This window comes from Singulisphaera photorubra, from assembly GCF_045290345.1.
Lineage (GTDB): Bacteria > Planctomycetota > Planctomycetia > Isosphaerales > Isosphaeraceae > Singulisphaera.
Map to the genome: position 1 here is coordinate 2,298,287 of NZ_CP155447.1, position 20,130 is coordinate 2,318,416.

General features: G+C 61.0%; 13 protein-coding genes. 7 read left to right on the forward strand and 6 right to left on the reverse strand.

The window, feature by feature from the left end; all coding sequences use genetic code 11:
• Nucleotides 1–90 precede the first annotated feature (90 nt).
• Nucleotides 91–2,640 (reverse strand): O-antigen ligase family protein, encoded by a 2,550-nt coding sequence (locus V5E97_RS08895; protein ID WP_406698969.1) that lies wholly within the window; start codon nt 2,638–2,640, stop codon nt 91–93.
• Nucleotides 2,641–3,133: 493 nt separating this feature from the next.
• Here V5E97_RS08895 and V5E97_RS08900 point away from each other — a divergent pair, with 493 nt between their 5' ends.
• Nucleotides 3,134–3,313 (forward strand): hypothetical protein, encoded by a 180-nt coding sequence (locus V5E97_RS08900; protein ID WP_406698970.1) that lies wholly within the window; start codon nt 3,134–3,136, stop codon nt 3,311–3,313.
• A 228-nt stretch (nt 3,314–3,541) separates the two neighbouring features.
• Here the strand turns inward: V5E97_RS08900 and V5E97_RS08905 are convergent, their stop codons facing one another.
• Nucleotides 3,542–4,588 carry an amidohydrolase family protein gene (locus V5E97_RS08905; RefSeq protein ID WP_406698971.1) on the reverse strand — a complete coding sequence of 349 codons (1,047 nt, stop codon included), beginning with the start codon at nt 4,586–4,588 and terminating at the stop codon, nt 3,542–3,544.
• Between the two features lie 202 nt (nt 4,589–4,790).
• On the opposite strand from V5E97_RS08905, the gene V5E97_RS08910 reads away from it, so the two are divergent.
• The 3 genes from V5E97_RS08910 to V5E97_RS08920 all read left to right on the forward strand — a co-directional run bounded on the left by V5E97_RS08910 (nt 4,791) and on the right by V5E97_RS08920 (nt 7,380).
• On the forward strand, nt 4,791–4,937 hold the full coding sequence (locus V5E97_RS08910; RefSeq protein WP_406698972.1) for a hypothetical protein: 147 nt from the start codon (nt 4,791–4,793) through the stop codon (nt 4,935–4,937).
• 130 nt (nt 4,938–5,067) lie between these two features.
• Nucleotides 5,068–6,237: a GntR family transcriptional regulator gene (locus V5E97_RS08915; RefSeq protein ID WP_406698973.1), complete on the forward strand. Its 1,170-nt coding sequence runs from the start codon at nt 5,068–5,070 to the stop codon at nt 6,235–6,237.
• Between the two features lie 72 nt (nt 6,238–6,309).
• The gene (locus V5E97_RS08920; protein ID WP_406698974.1) at nt 6,310–7,380 is read left to right on the forward strand and encodes a dipeptidase; all 1,071 of its coding nucleotides are present in this window, start codon (nt 6,310–6,312) and stop codon (nt 7,378–7,380) included.
• A gap of 329 nt (nt 7,381–7,709) precedes the next feature.
• Here the strand turns inward: V5E97_RS08920 and V5E97_RS08925 are convergent, their stop codons facing one another.
• The gene (locus V5E97_RS08925; RefSeq protein WP_406698975.1) at nt 7,710–9,785 is read right to left on the reverse strand and encodes a sigma-70 family RNA polymerase sigma factor; all 2,076 of its coding nucleotides are present in this window, start codon (nt 9,783–9,785) and stop codon (nt 7,710–7,712) included.
• A gap of 574 nt (nt 9,786–10,359) precedes the next feature.
• On the opposite strand from V5E97_RS08925, the gene V5E97_RS08930 reads away from it, so the two are divergent.
• Nucleotides 10,360–11,985, forward strand: a complete 1,626-nt coding sequence (locus V5E97_RS08930; RefSeq protein ID WP_406698976.1) for an arylsulfatase — start codon at nt 10,360–10,362, stop codon at nt 11,983–11,985.
• Nucleotides 11,986–12,127: 142 nt separating this feature from the next.
• Here V5E97_RS08930 and V5E97_RS08935 read toward each other — a convergent pair whose 3' ends face one another.
• From V5E97_RS08935 to V5E97_RS08945, 3 genes are all read right to left on the reverse strand, one after another.
• Nucleotides 12,128–12,415, reverse strand: a complete 288-nt coding sequence (locus V5E97_RS08935) for a transposase (protein WP_406698977.1) — start codon at nt 12,413–12,415, stop codon at nt 12,128–12,130.
• 181 nt (nt 12,416–12,596) lie between these two features.
• On the reverse strand, nt 12,597–15,305 hold the full coding sequence (locus V5E97_RS08940) for a WD40 repeat domain-containing protein (RefSeq protein ID WP_406698978.1): 2,709 nt from the start codon (nt 15,303–15,305) through the stop codon (nt 12,597–12,599).
• Between the two features lie 384 nt (nt 15,306–15,689).
• A complete protein-coding gene (locus tag V5E97_RS08945) occupies nt 15,690–17,021 on the reverse strand; it encodes a Fic family protein (protein WP_406698979.1) in 1,332 nt (443 codons plus the stop codon).
• Between the two features lie 299 nt (nt 17,022–17,320).
• Between V5E97_RS08945 and V5E97_RS08950 the strand changes: the two genes are divergently transcribed.
• Together V5E97_RS08950 and V5E97_RS08955 are read left to right on the forward strand one after the other, a co-directional pair.
• The gene (locus V5E97_RS08950) at nt 17,321–17,959 is read left to right on the forward strand and encodes a DUF4291 domain-containing protein (RefSeq protein ID WP_406698980.1); all 639 of its coding nucleotides are present in this window, start codon (nt 17,321–17,323) and stop codon (nt 17,957–17,959) included.
• Between the two features lie 763 nt (nt 17,960–18,722).
• The gene (locus V5E97_RS08955; protein WP_406698981.1) at nt 18,723–19,862 is read left to right on the forward strand and encodes a TIGR03118 family protein; all 1,140 of its coding nucleotides are present in this window, start codon (nt 18,723–18,725) and stop codon (nt 19,860–19,862) included.
• Nucleotides 19,863–20,130: the final 268 nt, after the last annotated feature.

Consider the following 20,130-nt stretch of genomic DNA (forward strand, 5'->3'; position numbering starts at 1 on the left):
TTATCGATTCTCGCGTCCGACTTTCCCAGGTCGATCTTCCGCCATGAGGCCGCTTTCCATCACGGCGGGAACCCAGGATGGCCGATCGGCTCAGCGATCGGTTTTGGCGCGTGCATCGGCCGCGCGAGTGTGGGCCTGCTGCATCGAGGCGTCGTTGGGCGAATAATAGAGGCCGATCAGGGCCTGGTCGTAGGCTTCGCGGACTCGTCCCCAACCGATTAGCCAATCGATGAGCTGCGCCCGCCAGACGGTGCGTTTGGGGTTGAGGGAGAGCGCTTGCTCCATCCTGGTCTTGGCCTGCTCTTGGTCGTTCATGAGGAACCAGATGTGCGCCTCGGCCTGGAACCGGTCGGCCGGTTTGAGGCTCGTGTCGGCTCCCAGTTGTTTGAGCGCCGAGCGGAGGAGAAGCTCCTGGGCCGGTCGCTCCTCGGGGGCCTTGTACGCACGGGCGGCGAACCGGAGTGCGACTTGGCCCGAAGGAATGATGCGGCTGAGGATCTGGTCCACCGCGTAGAGTTCCTTGGCGATATCGGCGATCGCCTCGGTGCTATCGGGGGAGACGGTCAGAATCTTCTTCCAGCAGCGGGCGAGCAGGTCAGGGTCGCCCACCTGAAGTGCCACGGTCTGAACGAGTTCGAGCACTTGCAGGTTCGAGCCGGAAAGCCGCAGGGCACGATTCGCGTAGACGCTGGGCGACTCGCCGCCCTGGAGCAGGTAGTCGAGCGTCGCGAGTCGGACGTGGGGATCGGGCAAGAGCGGACTGCACCGTCTTGCCTCGAGGAAGCAACGGGCCGCCGGCACGAGATAGAGGCGGATATGGTCGATCTCCAGGAGGTCCTCGATCGGGATCGGCTTGCCGTCCGGCGCGGTGTGGACGGTGCTGAACAGCCAGAACGGGCTGGCCTGATTGGCCAGTTTTTCCTTGTCCTTCTCGAGGTCGCGGAGTGATTCCTCCGCGCTGGTGGAGTAGAGACGAAGGAAGATCAGGCCCAGCTTCCAGTGGCCGTCGGCCCCGTCGGGGCGGATCCGGGTGACGCGTTCGAGGGCGTCTAGTTTTCGCTCGAGTTCGTCCATGTCCGCGTCGGATTCACCGGTCGCCGGCTTGGAGGAGCCTTGCAGGTAGAACCCGGCTTCGGACATCGCCGTTTCGATCTGCATCAGATGAAGGCCCTCGACCAGCACGGCCGTACTCAGGGCAAGCATGACGATGGCCCCGAGCACCGAACTGCCCCGGCGCCACAGCGGCAGTGGCTGGTCGGCCGACGAGATGTTCCGGGCCTCCAGCCCCAGCTTCACGAGATAGGCACCGACGATCACCGCGACGACGGAGACGGCCGGCACATGGAACGCGAAGTCGCCGAGGCTCTGAACGATCAGGCTCGAAATTCCAAAGAGGGCCCCGCAGATCAAGGCCGAATCAACTCGACTTGAAGCCCCTTTCAAGGCACGCCACCCGAGAACAAGGGCCCCGGCCACGGCCGCCAAGACCAGGCCAAGCCCGATGACGCCCCCCTCCAGCAGCCATTCGATGTACTCGTTCTCGGCATGTTCGAAGATCAGGTTCCGTTCCATCGAGAAGAACCGAGCCGTCGTCGCGACAAAACTTCCCAGGCCGGTCCCGAAGATGGCGTAGCTCGGAATGAGCCGCCCTGTCGCCTGCCAGATCATGAGCCGATCGGCATAGGCACCCGACTCGAGGATCGACGCGATCCGCTCCTGGTAGCCGGTCGACGACCCCAGGGCGACCAGCAGGATGACGACAAGGACGCCGATCACTCCCACGCTCAGCACCAGTTTCTTCGCCTGGGGACGAAGCAGGATGACGACCAGTCCCGTCGCGACGAGCATCGCCACAAACCCGCTTCGCGCCAGCGAGGCCACGATGCCGACGATGATCAATCCGGTCGCATATGCGGCCCAGAGCTGATCGCCACTCTGGCGATAACCGTTGCGGGTATCGCGACGAGGGGCCATCAGAAAGGTCAGAGCAAAGCCGAGCCCGAGATTGAGATAGGCCGCCAGATGGTTGTGATTGATAAACGGGCCGCTTCCGCCCGCCGGTGATTCTCGGACCCAGTAGATCCGGCCATTCCAGGAGAGCATCTGGATCAGCGAGAACAACGAGAGCAATGCCGCATTGGCCGTCAGCGCAATCCCGAACCGGCGCAGCGAGGCCGTCCCGAGCCCGAGTCCCAACACGGCCTGGAACAGGACCCACCCCGCGGCCAGCCGCATCGCGGCGCGTCGTGACGCGTCGGGATCGAGGCTGATCGTGGACGCGGGAAGTGCGACCGGTTGCCCCTCGTCTCCGCTGACCCGCTCCGCCACCGGCGGGGTCAGATCGGCCCGCAACGCGACGGTTGCGGGGGAGATCCGCTTGAGGATGCTGGGAGACAACGGCGTGGCCTGCAAGGCGGCGAGCAGGATCAGCCCTCCCATCGCCACGCTGGGCAGGCAAATCAACGCTCGTGTTCGGTCCGTACCGGCCCGGATCACGAGCGATAGGATCGCCAGCACAAAGATCCCCAGGAAGAGGACGAACTCCGCCCAGGCCTCAACCGCGCCAAAGGCCCAGGGGGCCAGACAGGCCATGGCGATCAGGATCGCCTCGGAAGCATACTGGCATCGTCGAATCAGCATCGACTCAGAGCCCCTTGCAGACAAGGCGATGGGAAAACACAATCCAATCTCAACCCTCGAGGACGGACGACCTGTCCTCGAGAGCCTTCATAATAGAAATCTTGGCGTGGAATTACCAATATCGGATAAACCGAGGGTGAGACTGGAGAGCCAACGGGGCCGTTGGTAGGCCCGCAGTGTTCGCCCCCCCTCCGAACCCCAAAGGAAGCCGGCCGATTGTCAACGTCCCGCTTTAGATTTGTGCGATACGGCGCAGGCAACGTTCAAAAGTCGATGAAGTGTTTGAACCAGCCAGATTGCTCGGGCGTATCGGGATTGTGTTCTTTTCGAATCCGTTGAATTCTCTTCATCGACTGCGAGGAGGGTTACCATTTACTCGAACGATGAGACAACGGCTGAGAATTCGTTGGGCGCTCGCCTCCGCGCGGTTCGCATTGAGGTTTTTGGTGACCAAGGCCTCGACATTCTCAGTGATCAAATTGGGGTCGCGCCGATGTCCTGGCTGAATTATGAAGAGATCGGCGAAGCGATGCCTGCACAGATCCTTTTGCGTTTCATCGAGCTGACGGGGGTCGACCCCCTCTGGCTCATGAGGGGCGAAGGGATGAAATATCGACAAGGACGGCGAACGAACGCACCGGAATCGAACCCACCGGCCGAATCGCCGACTTGATCCGCGGTTGCTGGCGGCCACGGATTTGGCTCTAACCGCCCATGGATGGACATCTCACTTGCCGAGGATGTGTTTGGGTATTGAAAGAGAACAAGTAATTTGTAGTGGCATGAGTTGGTTTGCGAAAAAAAAGTGCATAAAATTGAAAAATGTGTGTTTGTGGCGAGATTACGCGTTCGGAATAGCTTCCAAAGTCGTTATTGTTTCACGATTGCTCGCCCACGACGATCAGGTCTCGTCGCGAGCCTGTTCGGACCGGACGGATTGGACGAGGTTCATGGCGGTGTCGAAGAACAAGGCCTGGTTCTGGGCGGGCGTGATCCCCAATCGTTGCGCGGCCCGTCGCATGGCGCGGAGCTGCTCGTAGCGGGTGAAGGTCATTCGGCCGTCGCAGTGCGCGAGGTTGAGCGTCTGGTTCTTGGGGGACAGGAAGGCCCAGGCGAATCCAAAAGCGACGTACTTCCCTCGCATCAACCCGATCGGAATATCGTCACTGCCGTACATGACCCGCTCGATGCCGACGGTCGAGTATAACGCGTCGAACGCATCCGACTCGCAGACACTCGACGTGTCGAACCAGAGTTGGGGAAGCCGGCGCAGGACTGGGCCGGCCTTCTCGATCGCCCAGCAGGAGTAGCTCCGGGCGCAATGGGCCAGGATCCAGCGGACGCGCGGATAGCGATCGATCAGCGATTCGAGGTCGGCCAGGTTCTCGGGATCGGCGATCGCATCCGGTTTGGAGAGATGCATCATGATGATCAGGCCGTGGCGGTTGGCCACCTCGATCTGGTGCTCGGGCATGAACTCGGTGATGCGGCAGTTCGCGGCATCGCCCGAGCGGGCGTAGAATCGGTACGGTTTGAAGCCGAGAAAGCCATATTTCTCGATGTCTCGCTCGACCTCGTCCCCGGTCATGCCCGGATGGACAAGCATCAAGCCGGCCGAGAGTCGATCGTGGCGGCCTTGCTCGGCGAGGTAGGCATTCGAGCTGGTGAAATCGACGTGCGAGGCGAAGGGCATCGGAAAGGCCAGGCGATGCACCTTGCGGCCTGGAAAGAGTGCTGCGTCGCAGGCGTCGGCCAGAGCCCAGCTCGCCTCGGGGAAGTCGCGTCCGAAGGTCTCGTAATAGGGTGTTTCTTGCTTGTTCGGGTGCTGGTAGAAGGCCCAGCGGTAAATGTGCGTATGCGCATCGAACAGGTGAGAGGGAACGAATTCGTCGAGTTCTTCGTGCCAGATCCGACGATCGAGGTCAGTGATCTCAAACGGCAACTGCATGCGAACACTCCTGTGCCGAAGGAGGCCAGGCCAGGCCTCCGTTGTTCCGAAGATCTGCGCAGAGGGACTTCGTTGCAATCCCTGACTCCCTCTTTCGGCTGCACTTTTGATCGGGCCTGGAAATCGAAAATCGCAGTTCTCCCCTGATTTCGGCCGCCGCGTTCGACTTGGTCACTGCGACGCGTACGAAGGCCGACGTCGCATGGACCTCGGCGAGCGGATTCAATACGATGGGGGCCGTTCTTGTCAGGGAGCCGCCAAGCCGTTGGCTGCGTTTCTGGGAGAAGGGCAAGGGGGAGGAGCGATCGGCCCCGCGGAAGCGGTCCTCGCGGTCTCTCTCTCCTTTTGAGACTCAAGAAAATGCGGGTTTCTGCCGGGAAGACGATTTTATGCAAGGCGCGAGCGAGCAGCGATCGAGACGGTGGTTAGAAGGCCGTCGTCCCGCCCCCGGCGGGCTCTCGCGCGGCGAGGTGGACTGAATGCCCAGGGCGATTCACGATCAACAGAACCTCCCTGCACGCGAACCGGGAGCGCCCGAGACGCCGAAATACGAACGGCTCAGGAAGTACTTCGTCGAGGAGGTCCTGGCGGGGCGGTTGAAGCCGGGTGACATGCTCCCGACCGAGCAGCAACTGGCGGATACGTATGCGATCGCGCGGAGCACGGTGCGTCAGGCCCTGGGGGCCCTTCAGCGCGACGGACTCATCCAGCGGATCCAGGGGAAGGGAACGTTCATTCATGAGGACGCCCGCGTGCGCTCGCGGCCCGACCTTGACGTCTTCGCCTTGGTCTTGCCGGAGACGCAATCCGCCTTTTACCCGTCGCTCCAACGCAGTTTCGACGAGGCGGCCGGACGGGTCCATAACCAGATCCTGGTCTGCCAGTCGAACAATAACCTCGATCGGCAGGGCAACGTCATCCTCCAGCTCATCGACAAGGAGGTTGCCGGCGTCGCGATCGTCCCGGTGACGGCTCCGCCGACCCCCGTCTACCAGATTCGCCAGCTCCAGAAGGCGGAGATCCCCGTGGTCTTCTGCCACCGTCGCGTGGAGGGCGTCAGGGCGCCTTTGCTGGCGATCCCCTTTCGCGAAGTCGGGCGGCTCGCGGGCCGCGCACTGGTCGAACGGGGCCACCGCCGGGTCGCCTTCTTCGCGCCTCACCTGTCGGAGTCGGCCGTTGGGTATCTCGAGGGCCTGCTTGACGTGCTTCCCCCGGGGGGTGTCACGGCGGAGCACCGCATCATCTTCGGCCCTGAGAGCGTGCCCGACCCCGAGGTCCACGAACCCGAGCTGCTCGCCGCGCTCTCGGCTGTCGTCAATCATCCTGACCGACCGACCGCCATCTTTGCGAGCTTCGACTCGGCCGCCGAATTGATCTATTTGCTGCTGTTGCGGCTCGGCCTGCGGATCCCCGAGGAGATTTCGCTTGTCGGCTTCGGTGGCACGGTGCGCAGTAGTCCCACGCTCCACCGCATCACGTCGGTGACGGTCGATGAGACGGAGATCGGCCGTCGGGCCGTCGAGTTGCTCGACCGCATGAGGCGGCACGAGTTGCCGCTCGACTCCAACGAAACCTTCGTCATGCCGATCCGCCTGAGCGACGGTCAGACCCTGGGCCCCGCTCCACGCGGGGCCCGGTCGTCCCGATGAGGTGTTCGCTTCGATTTGTTCTGAAAGATCAGGGTTTGGACCGATTTCTCACGACTCAGAGAAGATTTTACGATGTTGATATTTGACGCCCATCTCGATCTGAGCATGAATGCCCTGGAATGGAACCGTGACCTCACACGTCCGGTGGCCGAGCTCCGGGCCCGCGAGGCCGGCAAGACGGACAAGCCCGATCGTGGCAACGCCATGGTCTCGCTCCCCGAGATGCGCCGGGGTCGGGTCGGTCTGTGCGTCGCGACCCAGATCGCGCGGTATGTCTCGCCCGACAATCCGCTCCCCGGCTGGCACAGTCCTGAGATCGCGTGGGCGCAGACCCAGGGGCAGTTGTCCTGGTATCGCGCGATGGAGGAGGCCGGGCAGATGACGGCGATCGTCGATCGCAAGGGGCTCGATCGGCATGTCGAGCTCTGGACGAACGACCCGCCGGCCGACGCTCCGATCGGATACATCCTGAGCCTGGAAGGAGCCGACTCGATCCGGACTCCCGGTCATTTGGAACAAGCCTATGCGCAAGGGTTGCGGGCGCTCGGGCCGGCCCACTACGGGCCGGGTCGGTATGCCCAGGGGACCCACGCCACCGGCGGCCTGACTTCGGCCGGACGCGAGCTCCTTGCGGAGATGCGCCGGCTGAACATCATCCTCGACGCCACGCACCTCTGCGACGATAGCTTCTGGGAAGCCCTCGACCTCTACGACGGCCCCGTCTGGGCGAGCCATCAGAACTGCCGCGCCTTGGTCCCCGACGACCGCCAGTTCAGTGACGCCCAGATCAAGGAGCTGATCGCGCGAGGGGCCATCTTCGGCGCGGCGCTCGATGCCTGGATGATCGTTCCCGGCTGGAAGATCGGCAAGACGCTTCCCCAGGAGGTGGGCGCGACACTCGAACGCGAGATCGACCACATCGACCACATCTGCCAACTCGCGGGCAACGCCCGCCACGTGGGGATCGGCACCGACCTCGACGGCGGCTTCGGCCGCGAACAGGCCCCCGCCGACATGGACACCATCGCCGACCTGACGAACTTGCCCGCCATGCTCGCCCGCCGCGGCTATTCGCCCGACGACATCGCCGGCGTCATGCACGGCAACTTTCTGCGATTCCTCCGACAAACCTGGGGCGATTGAGTACGTACTGATTGAAACGAAGCCCGCATGATTTGCAGCCCCGGCGGGGCGACCGTCAAGAGCCAAGGGCTGGTCTTGACCATCGCTCTGCCTGGGCTGAAGTGTGCAAATATGCGAATTGCTTTCCAGGGGCTTCGCGTCAGGCTACAGCGGTTTACCGTCGAGTCGCTTACATCATTGTAGCCGGGGTCTGTGACCCCGGGGTGAATCGCAAGACCGGGTCACAGACCCCGGCTACAAAATGGTTTCGGTCTCCATGATCCGTGCGCCATCCGACGTATACCGCCGTAGGAACGGTCTTTTCTCCGGGGCTGCAATGAAGCCGCGAATCAGGACGATCCTTTCTTTTCACCAAGGAGTTGCTCCAACTTCTTCTCGATGTCGCGCAATCGCCGTTCATGATCGGGTGGGGGCGGGGTGAGGCCGGATTCGGCCGGCGCCGGCTGTGAGGGAGAGACTGGCGGGGATGAGTTGATCTGCCCACCCAGGATCGATGATCGATCGAGGTCAGGCGCCTTAATCTGGTCAGCGGCACGTCGAAGTTCATCGCTCCGGCGTGCCAATGAGTCAAGGTGGTTGATCTCCGACTGCAAGACTGCTTGCCGGCGACGGAGTTGACTGTTGAGACGATCGGTCGTCGCGCGAGCGCCCTGGCGGTCGCCATTCCTCAGTTGGTCCTCGGCGATCTGGACCAAACGATTCAGGTCGTCCTCGTCCGGGACCGGAGAGGACGACGGTCGTTTCCAGTTCCACTTCGTCGGAGGTTTCTTCTCGCTCTCTAGAGATGCCGGTTCGTTTCGTGCCAGTAAATGATAAATCGACTCGGGGACCGCGTAGAAACCACGGTTACCTTGCGGTTCGGCGTAGTTGCTGACGCCGGCAACGAACCCATCCGTAGTGAACAAGCCGCCACCGCTACGGCCCGGCTTCGGAGCAAAGTTGCATTCAATTCCGTAGTATTGAGCTTCGCTGGATAGGAGCACCTTTGGGTTCGTGACCTGGGTCGTCCAGAAGGTTGCCGAGTTGCCCTCCGAGCAGCCGCCGGTCGTCATCTTCATCCCTTTTTGAGGCCCCCACGAGAGCGGGACGATCGGGGAAACGGCCAGCGTCCGTTTGGGACGGATACGGAGCAGGCCGACATCCCTGCCGACGTCGTAGTCCACCAACTCGGCGGTGACGGTCTCTAAATACTGGACTTTGCTTGTCTTGTGGAGTTCGCCGTCGAAGAGATCGACTGCCACTCTGTGCGGAAATTCCCTTGGGGGATCATTGGGTTTATGTTCGGTGACAAAGATATGAGCGCACGTCAGAATTAATGATTCCGCAGGCGTGCTTTTGATTACCGTCCCGGAACCGAACCCGATATTGCCGTTCCCGTGGACCTTGATGCGGACAGTGGTCTCCCACGGTTTTGGATTCGTCTCGACGTCCAAGGTGGGTTCATCGTTGTCGTCGCGGTCTGCCGGTCGAGGGGCAGGTGCCGTGAGACCCGCGGCTTGCGTCGCCTTTTCTAAGGCAGGGGCCGCATTTACCTGCGGATTGATGAGAAGTGGTATTGAGGCCAGAAGGCCACCGATTGCCAATAGGAGTGTCGCCGCCATCATTTTGAACTGGGTCAGGAACATCGTTCGCAAGACTCCTTTCGTCAGGACCGCGACGGACGCCGAGACCGCCCCGGCGACCGCTCCTTTGCCCGCGGCGGTTTGCATCGCTCCCTGAACCGCCGCATCGATCAGATCGGTCGGCAACGCGGCCGAGGCCGAGGTCCACGCGTTTTCCGCGATCAGGTATCCGGCCGGAAGGACCACGCCTCGTCGCGTCAGCCGGATCCTCAGACGGTCTCGCGCCCGAGCGAGCCGTCCCCGGATCGTCCCCTCGCTGATTCCCAGTTGATTCGCCGCCATCTCGTAGCTCAGTCCTTGCAAATAGCACAGGACAATGGGCGAGCGGTACGACTCGGGGAGCCGATCGACCTCCTCATGGAGCAGGGCTTCGGTGTCAGACCGGTCGGGGTCAACGCTCGGCTCCCCGGCCGTCGCCATCGCGCTGGTGCGCTCGCGTTGGTGGCGTCTCGCGTTCTGCGACTTCGCCTTCTTCGCGACCCGCAAGGCCACTCCGTGGAGCCAATGGCTCAAGGTTTCACCCACATGAAGGCCATGAGCCTTGTGGGCAAGCACGAGGAACGTCGCCTGGAATGCATCCTCGGCCGCGTGATTGTCATGAAGTACGCCCAGGCAGATGCGGAGGACCATCGCACCATGCCGCGTGACGAGTGCCGCGAAGGCAGGCTCGTCGCGCTGGGAGACGAACCGAGCCAGTAGTTCGGCGTCCGTCAAGCCGCCGACTCTCCCTGCACTGAATAGTTGGTGAACCTGACGGAGCAGCTCAGCCTGTCCGTTCGCCATGGGGCTTGTCTCTCCCTGACCTCATCGAATCCCTCTGTAATGCCCGGTCGAGGCGCCTGCCTCACACGGTCTTCGGGATTTTTTTTCGAGGGGAAGCGAGTCGGGCCGTTCGATCCGCGGGAACCGAGGTTATTCCCCCGTCCCGCGTGAAATCAAGTCTCAGGCGAACGGCGATTGTTCCTCCCCCCCTCCTGGGAGCACGGGCGTCCCGCCCACTCTTGAATTGAACGTGCATCAGTGGCGATGCACTTTGATAGGGGGACTTGAGAAGATAGCAAGATTGCAAATCTGTCCGCGAGTCTTGGTGGCTTACTCGAGTCTCCTGGTTTACCCTATTAAGGTGCATAGCCACCGACTGCCGCCGCCCCTCCGACAAACCTGGGGCGAATAAACAGAAAAAGGGCATCGCTTTCGGCTTGGTCGAATCCGGGTGGCTGGCGGACTCGTCTCGACTTTGAGACCGCCGGCCACTCTGCCGATTCACGTCCGGCTGAGCGGTTGAAGAATCGTTCTGGCTAACTATGTTCGTGTGAGGATATCGATGAAGCCATGGTTGTTTGTTGGTGCCCGGCCGATGGTGTTGACGACAGCCTTGGCTTTCGTGACCGGGTTGGGAACCATCTCAGCGGCGTCCGGTGCGTCGACTCCCAACATCGTCGTGATCCTGGCCGACGACCTTGGGTTTTCCGACGTCGGCTGTTACGGCGGCGAGATCGAGACGCCGAATCTCGACCGGCTTGCCGGTCAAGGGCTCAGGTTCACGCAGTTCTACAACACGGCGCGGTGCTGGCCCTCCCGTGCCGCCCTTTTGAGTGGCTACTATGCCCAGCAGGTCAATCGCGACCCCGCCGCGCGACGGCCGAAGTGGGCCGCCTTGCTACCGGAGTTGCTCAGGCCGGCCGGCTACCGCTCGTATCACTCGGGCAAGTGGCACGTCGACGGCCCCGTGCTCGCGGCCGGCTTCGAGCATTCCTACCTTGTCGTGGACCAGGATCGATTCTTCGCTCCGAAGAATCACCAGCTCGACGATCGGCCGCTCCCCCAGCCCCAGCCCGAAGAGGGTTACTATGCCACCCGAGCGATCGCCAACCGCGCCGTCTCCTGGCTTTCCGACCATGACAAGAACCACCACGACGAACCCTTCTTCCTCTACCTTGCATTCACATCGCCGCATTTTCCGATCCAGGCCTTGCCGGAAGACATCGCACGTTATCGCGACCGCTACCTGGCGGGCTGGGACAGCATCCGCAACGACCGCTGGGGGCGAATTCAAAAACTCGGGATCGTCACGGGCGAGTTGCCGGCGCCCGAACGGGACGCGATCGGCCGTTCGAATCTGTCGGAAGAGGCGCTCCGGACGCGAATCGGGCCCGGCGAAGCCCGGTACGCGGTCCCCTGGGACACGCTGACCGAGGAACAGAAGCGGTTCCAGGCAACCAAGATGGCGATCCACGCCGCGATGGTCGACCGGATGGATCGTGAGATCGGCCGGGTCATCAAACAACTCGAGACGGCCGGGACTTTCGAAAATACGTTGATCCTCTTTCTCGCCGACAACGGAGCCAGCCAGGAGCAGATCATCCGTGGCGACGGCCACGACCCCTCCGCTCCACTCGGGTCGGCCAAGTCGTACCTCGGCGTCGGTCCCGGTTGGTCCACCGTGGCCAATACGCCGTTCCGGATGCATAAGATCTGGAACCACGAAGGGGGCATTTCCACCCCCTTGATTGCCCACTGGCCCGCGGGCATCAAGGCCAAGGGAGAGCTCCGCCACACGCCAGGACACCTCATCGACATCGTCCCGACCCTGCTCGAACTGGCCAAGGCCACCGCGCCCAACTCGGTCCGCGACGAGCAGCGGCCCCCGCTCCCCGGTAAGAGCCTTGTTCCCGCCCTCGCGAACGACGTCACGATCGAGCGTGACTTCCTCTTCTTCAAGCATCAGGGCAATCGCGCTCTGCGCGTGGGCGACTGGAAAATCGTCTCTCAAGGCCCCGAGGGGCAATGGGAGCTCTACAACCTCGCCGGAGACCGTGCCGAGTCGCACAATCTTGCCTCCCGGCACCCCGATCGAGTGAAGTCCCTCGAAGCGATCTGGCAGCGTCAAGACAAGGAGTACAGCATCCAAGGCGCCACCGGTTTTCCGCTGGAAACGCCGGGCAAGCCGGCGGGCAAACGGAAAGCGGCGACTGGGCCTTGAGGCCTCTGCCGTGAGCCGCAGGTTCTCGGGCGTCTCATCGGTGGGCTGGTAGAAGAGACTCGATCGGCTCAGGCCGAGCCCTTCGCGCTGACGACGGACGCTCAGATCGGGATGATCGAACTCAACCAGAGACCTTCGGCCCTCAGCCGAAGGGGATGACTTTTTTCACCCACTCGAGCTCCATCTTGAGCCGGCCGATCTGCTCGAAGAGCTCGGCCTGGCGAGCCTCGGCGTCCGCCGAGGCCGCTTTGACCGGGCTCCCGAAGACCTCCTCGGCACCAGTGACGAGTTGCTTCTTCCAGCCGTGGATCAGTGTGGGATGGACACCGTACTGACCGGCCAACTCGTTGATCGTGCGGTCCCCCTTCAAGGCTGCCAGAGCGACCTGAGCCTTGAACGCTGCCGTGTGGACTTTCCGCTTACCCGCCATTCGTTCCCCCTCCTCCGGGCCACCAGTGTAGCATAACTGATGGTCCGAATTTCGGGGTCCACTCTAGGGGCTGTATAGATCCGCGCTTATTTCCGGGCCTCGAGGCCCACGCTCTGACGATCTCGTCTGTCCATTTCGACATTCGCCAGGGAGCTGGGCAATTCCTCGCCGCCGGCCTGAACTAATTGTGCGGCTTGGAGGTTGGAATCGCATGCATCTCGGCCGCAAATTCATCGAGCCGGTCGAGAGTGGCGTCTTTCTGGTTGCGGCGCAACCAGGTCTCATAAGAGGTCGGAACCGGCGCGACCGGCAAGGGTTTGTTCCATAAGAGCCCGTCTCCGCTGATCGACGCTGTCGTCGCCTTGGCGTCCGCGCGAGCTCGGAGCTGGATTTCGGCCTTGCCCTTCTCAAAGATCATCAAGACATATTCGTCACTCATGACTCCCGATTTCGTTCGCTTCCACCCGAGCGCTTCCATCTGAGGGGCGATCTGTCCTGCCAGCTTGGTCGGTGTCGTGTCGGCCAATTCGAACTGGATTTGCTTTTCATCGACGGCGAATTTCACGGCCGTCGCTCCGGTGGGCAAGGCAACATCGGCCGCCTCGATGCCGGCCTTGTCCATTGGCACCGGCTTTTTCGGGTCCACTGACGCCTTGAGCTGCCAGGATGAGCGGGCGGCATCGCCGACGATGACGCGAGTTCCCCCTCCGGAGAGCGCGACGAGACGAATGAGCACATCCTGCTGTCCTCGAATGTAGGGGAGAAAGCCTCTGTCGTCCTTGATCTGTCTCCCCGCATCGCGAGCCAACCAACCCTCGGCGAGCATGGCTTCGTCGTAGAACTGAGCGGTGTGCGCCAGGTCCATCTTGGTATTGATGACCAGTTGCAGGTTGGTGGATTCGTCGTACTCGATCCATCCCGCGTCGGGCGGAATCGGCAGCGACTTGTTCGAGACGCTCACGCTGGTCTGTACAGCAAACTCCTCGGGCGCGTCGGCGGGACGCCTCACGAAGACCGTCAGGAGGCTTCCCCCCTGCACGAGCGAGATGTGCCGAGCGTCGGGTTCGTCGATACTCGAAGCCCCCAGTCGCGTGTAGCCCGTCCAGCCGGCCTCGTGAAACTGCCGGAGCAACGCCACCTCCAAGTCGACCAGGCTTGCCTTCGTGCGGTAGTTGACCGACGAAAAGAAAGCCGAGCTGCTCTTCGAATCGATTGCGGAGGCCTTGGGGAGCCACCGTGCGTCGTAGTTGCCCGCGAATTGCAGGCTGATTTGCACGTCCTTGTCGCCGCCCGTGTCGGCCGCCGTGACCGCGACGTTGAGTTCACACCCGTCTTTGCGGAAGTTCAGGATGCCCGGCGCCGCGGCGACTGGCGACTCCGACCATCCCGATTTTTCGAGGAGGTAGCGATAGAAGAGCGAGGCCTCGTCTTGCGATCCGGGGGCCTTGTAAGCACACATCCCGGAGGTACTGAATTGCGGGATAGCGCCGGGGAGCCGAGGAAACGAGCGTACGTCGAAGACTCGCTGAAACTGACCTGAGTTCAGCGACTTGTGCGTGCCCGCGGCGATCGCCGGCAACTCGGGCAGCCGCATCGGTTCGAGCCCAAGGCTGCGCGCGTCGTCGGGGCTTCCCCACATGCGAATTCGTCCACCCAATGACCCGACGAGCAGCACGTCCGCGCCGGGAAACCATCCCAGGGCCGTCGTACGATCGCCATCGGCGTCGATCGTCTGGAGGAGCCTCCCTGTGACGGTATCCCAGATGCCGATCGTGAGATCCCCCGAGTAGGCGGCGAGCCACTTGCCGTTGTGTGAGAAGGCGGCGAGACTCGCCCCCGCGCCTCGCAGAGTCACGCCCGTCGGCCGCGCGTTCGGCACGTCCCAGAGTTGGACGGTCGCGTCGGAATTGTTGAACGCCAGGACGCGGCGATCTTGTGAGAGGGCGAAGGCCGGCGACCTAACATTCTCGTTCGTCAAGGTTGTCGCCTTCGTACCGCTGGCGACCTCCCAAAGGCTCACCTCGTTGGATGCCGTGGCCAACACATCGTCGGAAAGAAACGCAAGGCGGGTCAACTCCCGCATGCTGATCTTGAGTCCCTTCAACGCTTTGCCATCGGGCAGGCTCCAAAGCGCCACGTCGCCCGAGTAACTCGTCGTCGCCAGGAGTTGCGAATTGGGCGAGAACGCAAGCTGAGTGATCCGACCGGGGTGAGCCTGCAGCATGAGCGTTTCGCGTTGGTCGGAGAGGGACCAGATGCGAACTCTCCCTTTCTGATCGCCGGCCGCGACCCACTTTTCGTCGTCCGAGATGGCCACCGCCTGCAGCGGACGCTCGACTTCATGGCTCTTCGAATTCGCCAGTAAATCGGCCGCGGGCTGAGCGTCTCTTGTGTTCCACAACGTGAGCTTCGAGCCGGCCAGCACGAACTGCTTTCCGCTCGAGCTGATGGCCATCTCAAGCAGGGCCGACTCATCAAACCCATCGCGACATGCCAGCAAGGCCAACGGATTGAATTCCGATAATCGCCACCCGGCGATCTGCTCGGCCGACGGTTTGACCGGCGCCTTCGGGACGGCGCTCTTCGAGGACGGGAGACCAGCGGCCGCCTGCGGGCCATTGCCTTTCTGGGGCTCTACGGTGGCCGGATCGTCGGTCGCCGAGGACGACTTCGCGACCTTGGGAGAATCCGAAGGAGAACCAGCGGCGGCAGCCTGGCTGGGTTCGCCCGATGACTTCACGACCTCAGGCGCGGCCGCAGTCGCACCAGGACTGCCGGTAGGACTCTGGCTGGCGTTTGGCGGTGAATCCACACGCGACTGCGCGTTGCATCCACCGGTAACGAGGGCACCCAGGAGTATCAACGGAATGCGAACGCGGTCGAAATGCATTTGGCGACTCTTCGAGGTGAGGTTCCAAATCGGAGCCGTAACGCCACAACTCCGTGGCACCCGTGCGCTTGCTCGTCAGGCTTGCCATCCCTGCACGAGTCATGTGCGAGGTTAGTGTACGCGGGCAATTGTGCCTTTGCCACTCACTTGCGAACGACGAGGATACATGCTCTCTCAACCGAGTTACGCATCAGTGGCCATGCACTTTGATGGGGGAGGTTGGGGGATATGGCAAAACTGCAAATCTGTCCGCGAGTCTTGGTCGTTTGCTCAAGCCTCCTGGTTTGTCCTATTTAGGCGTATGGCCACCGACTGCCGCCACCTTCCTCGTCGGATCGACCATCGCCCTTGGTTTGCTATCGGGGCGATGTGTCGTTTGTTGGTCTACGGTCCTGGTTCCCTGAGCTTCTCCGCGATATCTTTTGCGGGTTTAAAAGAGAACGACTTCCCGCGAACCTCTTTCGTGAGTAACCCTCGGCTCACCAGATCGAGCAGGTCGTTTCGAGCGGTTTGGTAGACGACCGAATGGCTATTCTGATGGGATTTGATCGAATACAGAAAACCAGGATGGCGGAGGGCGTGGCTAATCAAATCACGTTGCCGATGGTTCAACAGCACCATGCCACTCAGTTCCTGCCCGAGTGCCTTGGTCTGATTTGTTTTGAGATTTATGTAATTGTAGAGATCACGAATTGATTCATCGATGGCCTGAAGGTGATAAATTAAGAAATAAGTCAAATCATTGTCATCAGTTTCTGTGTAAAGAAAAGCTCGTCCGTACTTCACCGGCGCCCGTAAGAAAATTCGCGAAATCGAGACGAACTCGAAGAGCCAGTAATGGTGTCTCAGCATGGACCAGTAGAAGAGGGCACGAGCCGTTCGGCCGTTCCCATCGATAAAGGGGTGGTCGTAGGCAAGCCAAAAATGCAAGATGATCGATCTGATCGCGGGGTGAACGAAGTAGCTGGGGGTCTTGCCATTCGCGAAATCGATCATGGCCGCCATGCGAGCAGGAAGTTCAATTGGATTGGGTGGGACGTGATCGATTTCGCCGAAATCGTCCCCCACGACACAGTTCTCGTCATCACGTCGAAGCCGGCCCGCCGCCGAATTGTTGTCCAACGTCTTGTCGGTGACCATCCGGTGGATCTCGAAAATCAAGTCCTCCGTCAAGGGTTCATTTTTGACCTGGATGATTCGTTCCATGGTCTGAAAATTGTTTAGGATCATTTGTTCACTGCGATCGCGGGGCGTAATCCCTCGCCTGATCATTTCCTTGGCCACTTCTCGCGTCGTGGCCGCTCCTTCCAATTGGCTGGAAGTGATCGCCTCCTCCATCAAAGAGCGGACGATGTAACTGTTCCGGCTTTCCGGATTGACGACGGGCTCGGGCATTTGAACTGCGCCGCCTGCCTTCAGGTCGATTTCATGGAGCTTCTCTGGAATCGGATCGGCCAGGTTGAACGAGAAGGGTGTTCCGCAATTGTCTGACAGAGCGATTGGTTTCGCCTGGGTGCCGCGTTGGAGCTTCAGGCCCAGCCACCACTCTCTTAATGAAAGATCGAAGGGGGGAGTACGGTGACGGAGTTTGTCCCAGTGGAGATACTCTCCGGAAACGGTGGGTTCCGCGACCTTAGCCAGAAGCTGTAAAAGGTTGTCTGGCCCGATGCCCTTCAGTAATTTGCTTAATGAAGGAGGTGTTGTTGGAGTTTTCATGTTGATGCCTATCAACTTTTAGCCATTATATCGCCTTCTGCCGAGCCACGCGGGTTGGCGATCTTGAGCGGGCTTCGTCCTACTAATTTTTCGATCGCTAGTAGTAAATTAGTATACCCTTACGGGGCTTCGTCCTACTAATTTTTCGATCGCTAGTAGCAAATTAGTACGTGGTTAGTAAGTGGGAGGATGGTTCTTCGATCTGCCTCTATGATGTAAGTCGTTTTGTTGCAGAGGTTTGCCTGGATGTTGGTGTGAAGTGTTGCCGAACCCGTGGTTTCCATCGATCGGGAAATATCATGAACCTGCTCACCGAGCCCTACCTCGCTCAGAAGGACCGATGGCCCAGGATTGGCCGCCATATCCTGGCCCAGTTCGATGACGAATCTGTTGTCGTCTATCAGGCGTACAGCCAAGCAATCGGCCACTTCGCCGCCAGGCACGGTTACTTCGGCGGCGGCTTCAGCACGAGCCGGATGACTTGGATCAAGCCGAACTTCCTCTGGATGATGTACCGCTCCGGCTGGGGCACCAAGGAAAATCAGGAGGTGACACTGGCCGTCCGGCTCAAGCGAGACGCATTCGACGAGATTCACCGGCTGGCGGTACACTCGTCTTTCGATTCCGACTCTTACGGAAGCCAGGTGGGTTGGAAGCAGGCCGTCGCCGATTCTGACGTGCGGCTTCAATGGGACCCCGACCACGGGCCGTCCGGCAGCCCGGTCGAACGGAGGGCGATCCAACTCGGGCTGAGGGGCAAAGTCCTCGCCAAGTATGCCAAGGAGTGGCTACTCGACATCCAGGATATCTCCGGGTTCGTGGGTGAGCAGCGAGCGAATGCGGCGATCCCGTATGACCGCCTGGTCACGCCTCGGGAAGCGGTCTACCTGGTCGGTGATCCCGTGGTCGCCGCACGGCTGGGAGTGTCACGAGAATGAGGGAAATCGAGAGGACGTATCAGAATGTATTGGTGGCAATATGCTTTGATAATTGGCTGTTGCGAGGGGACCTGGCCAGGCACCTTTGAGGCGGCAAGACGGGAGGCCTACTGAATTCACAAAATCATTGCTGTGTAGATGGTTCGCATCACAGTAGACAGCCCGTCTTGAGTGCCTGACTTGAGTCGTCTCAGTCCCTGGCCATCGAGAGACGATGAGGAGCTCTCGCGATCGCAGGCGGGCTGTTTAAATGATAAGTGGTCGATGAAATTAAATTGATTGATAAAATAGTGAAGTGAAGTTTTGTAAAGTCTTGAGATGACATTTCTTTTTCAGTTCGCATTGATGTTGCTTTTGGAAAAGCTCTTGCGGATTAATTGTCCCGCTGTGATACTTGGGTTCGATTGCAGAGAGTTGAAAAGCATGGCGAGGGCAACCGGTCGCGGTGTGACTCACCGGAGGCATGGCGGCTAGATCGGGTTGTAAGCCAGGATTCTTTTGTCCAACTCCCCCCCCTTTGCGGTCATCCCGATCATCGAGATCGGCTGTCCGCGTCGCCGCCGATGGGCCCGCCCGCGAGGCGACGACACGTGTCAGGTCAACCCGTCGCAAGTTCTTTTGCGTCTTGACTCGTCACACCCATCTCGGGGCCTCTCCCATGTGGTTCCAGAATCTGCGTCTACGCTGCTTCCCGAATTCGCGTTCCCAACGTGACCTGGGATCGCAGAACGATGTCACGACCGCGCGAGGGCGATTGAGGAGGATGTCCGTCTCGCGTCCCCTGGTCGAGTCTCTGGAGGATCGATCGCTGATGTCGAAGGGACTGCTTCACATCGCAGCCGTTCACGGGCATTCCGCCCACGGCCGTTCCGCCCACGGCCATCCCCCGATTGCCCTGATCTACAGGCAAACCAATCTCGTCTCGGATATCCAGGGGATGGCCCCGATCACTGACCCCAACCTGAAAAACCCCTGGGGGATTGCGTCGGGCTCGACCACCCCGTTCTGGGTCTCCGACAACCAAACGGGCGTTTCCACGCTCTATAACGCGTCCGGCACCCCGCAACCACTCGTCGTCACGATCCCGCCGCCGATGACAGGCACGGCGCCTTCGGCCCCCACGGGGATCGTTTTCAATGACAATACCCAAGCGACGGCTTTCCTGGTCAATGGCCCTGGCACCCGGGCCTTGTTCATCTTCGCCACCGAGGACGGCACGATCGCCGCGTGGAACGCGGGTACGAGTGCCGTCGTGAAGGTGGACAACTCGGGCTCGGGCGCTGTCTACAAGGGGCTGGCCCTGGCTAATACGGCCGTCGGTACGGCTGTTGCCAGCCGCCTCTACGCCACCAACTTCTCCAAGGGCACGGTCGACGTGTTCGATCAGAACTTCAGCCCCGTCTCGCTCTCCCCGGGCGCGTTCACCGACAGCCGTATCCCGGCGGGGTACGCTCCCTTTGGGATCGCGAACATTGGAGGGAATCTGGTCGTGACCTATGCCTTGCAGGATGACGAGAAGGTCGATGATGCGCCGGGGCGGGGCCACGGCTTCGTCGATGTCTACGATCCCAACGGCGCTCTGCTCCGTCGTGTCGCCACCCGGGGCGCGCTCAATTCGCCGTGGGGGGTCGCCCTGGCCCCGGCTGGATTCGGACGATTCAGTAACGACTTGCTCATCGGCGATTTCGGCGATGGTCGTATCAACGCGTACCGGCCGGTTCCGGGAGGGTATCACTTCGACGGTCAACTCCTCGCCTCTTCGAGGAAGCCGATTACCATTGATGGCCTTTGGGGATTGAAGTTCGGCACGAATGTGGGGAATCCCAACACCCTGTATTTCACCGCCGGCATCAATCATGAGGAGAATGGCCTTTTCGGCACTCTGACGCCCGCATCGAACTGACGAGAGCGTGAGGAGCCAGGCACTCAAGTCGTGGATGAGTGCGACAGGGTTCCTGGGGAGTCCATTGGGAATGCGACCCAGGCCCAATCCTGCCCATCTCTCCCAGGCGAACCACTTGAAGTGCCTGGCGACTTGACCTGACTCTCCGAACAACGGCAACGACGGACCGTCGCATAAGAAGAGAGGACATGAGCCAGGCGAGTTTTTTTTTGATGATTTCCGAATAAACCGGGCGGCCCGTTAGATTACTCTCTGGAACCGAGGATCC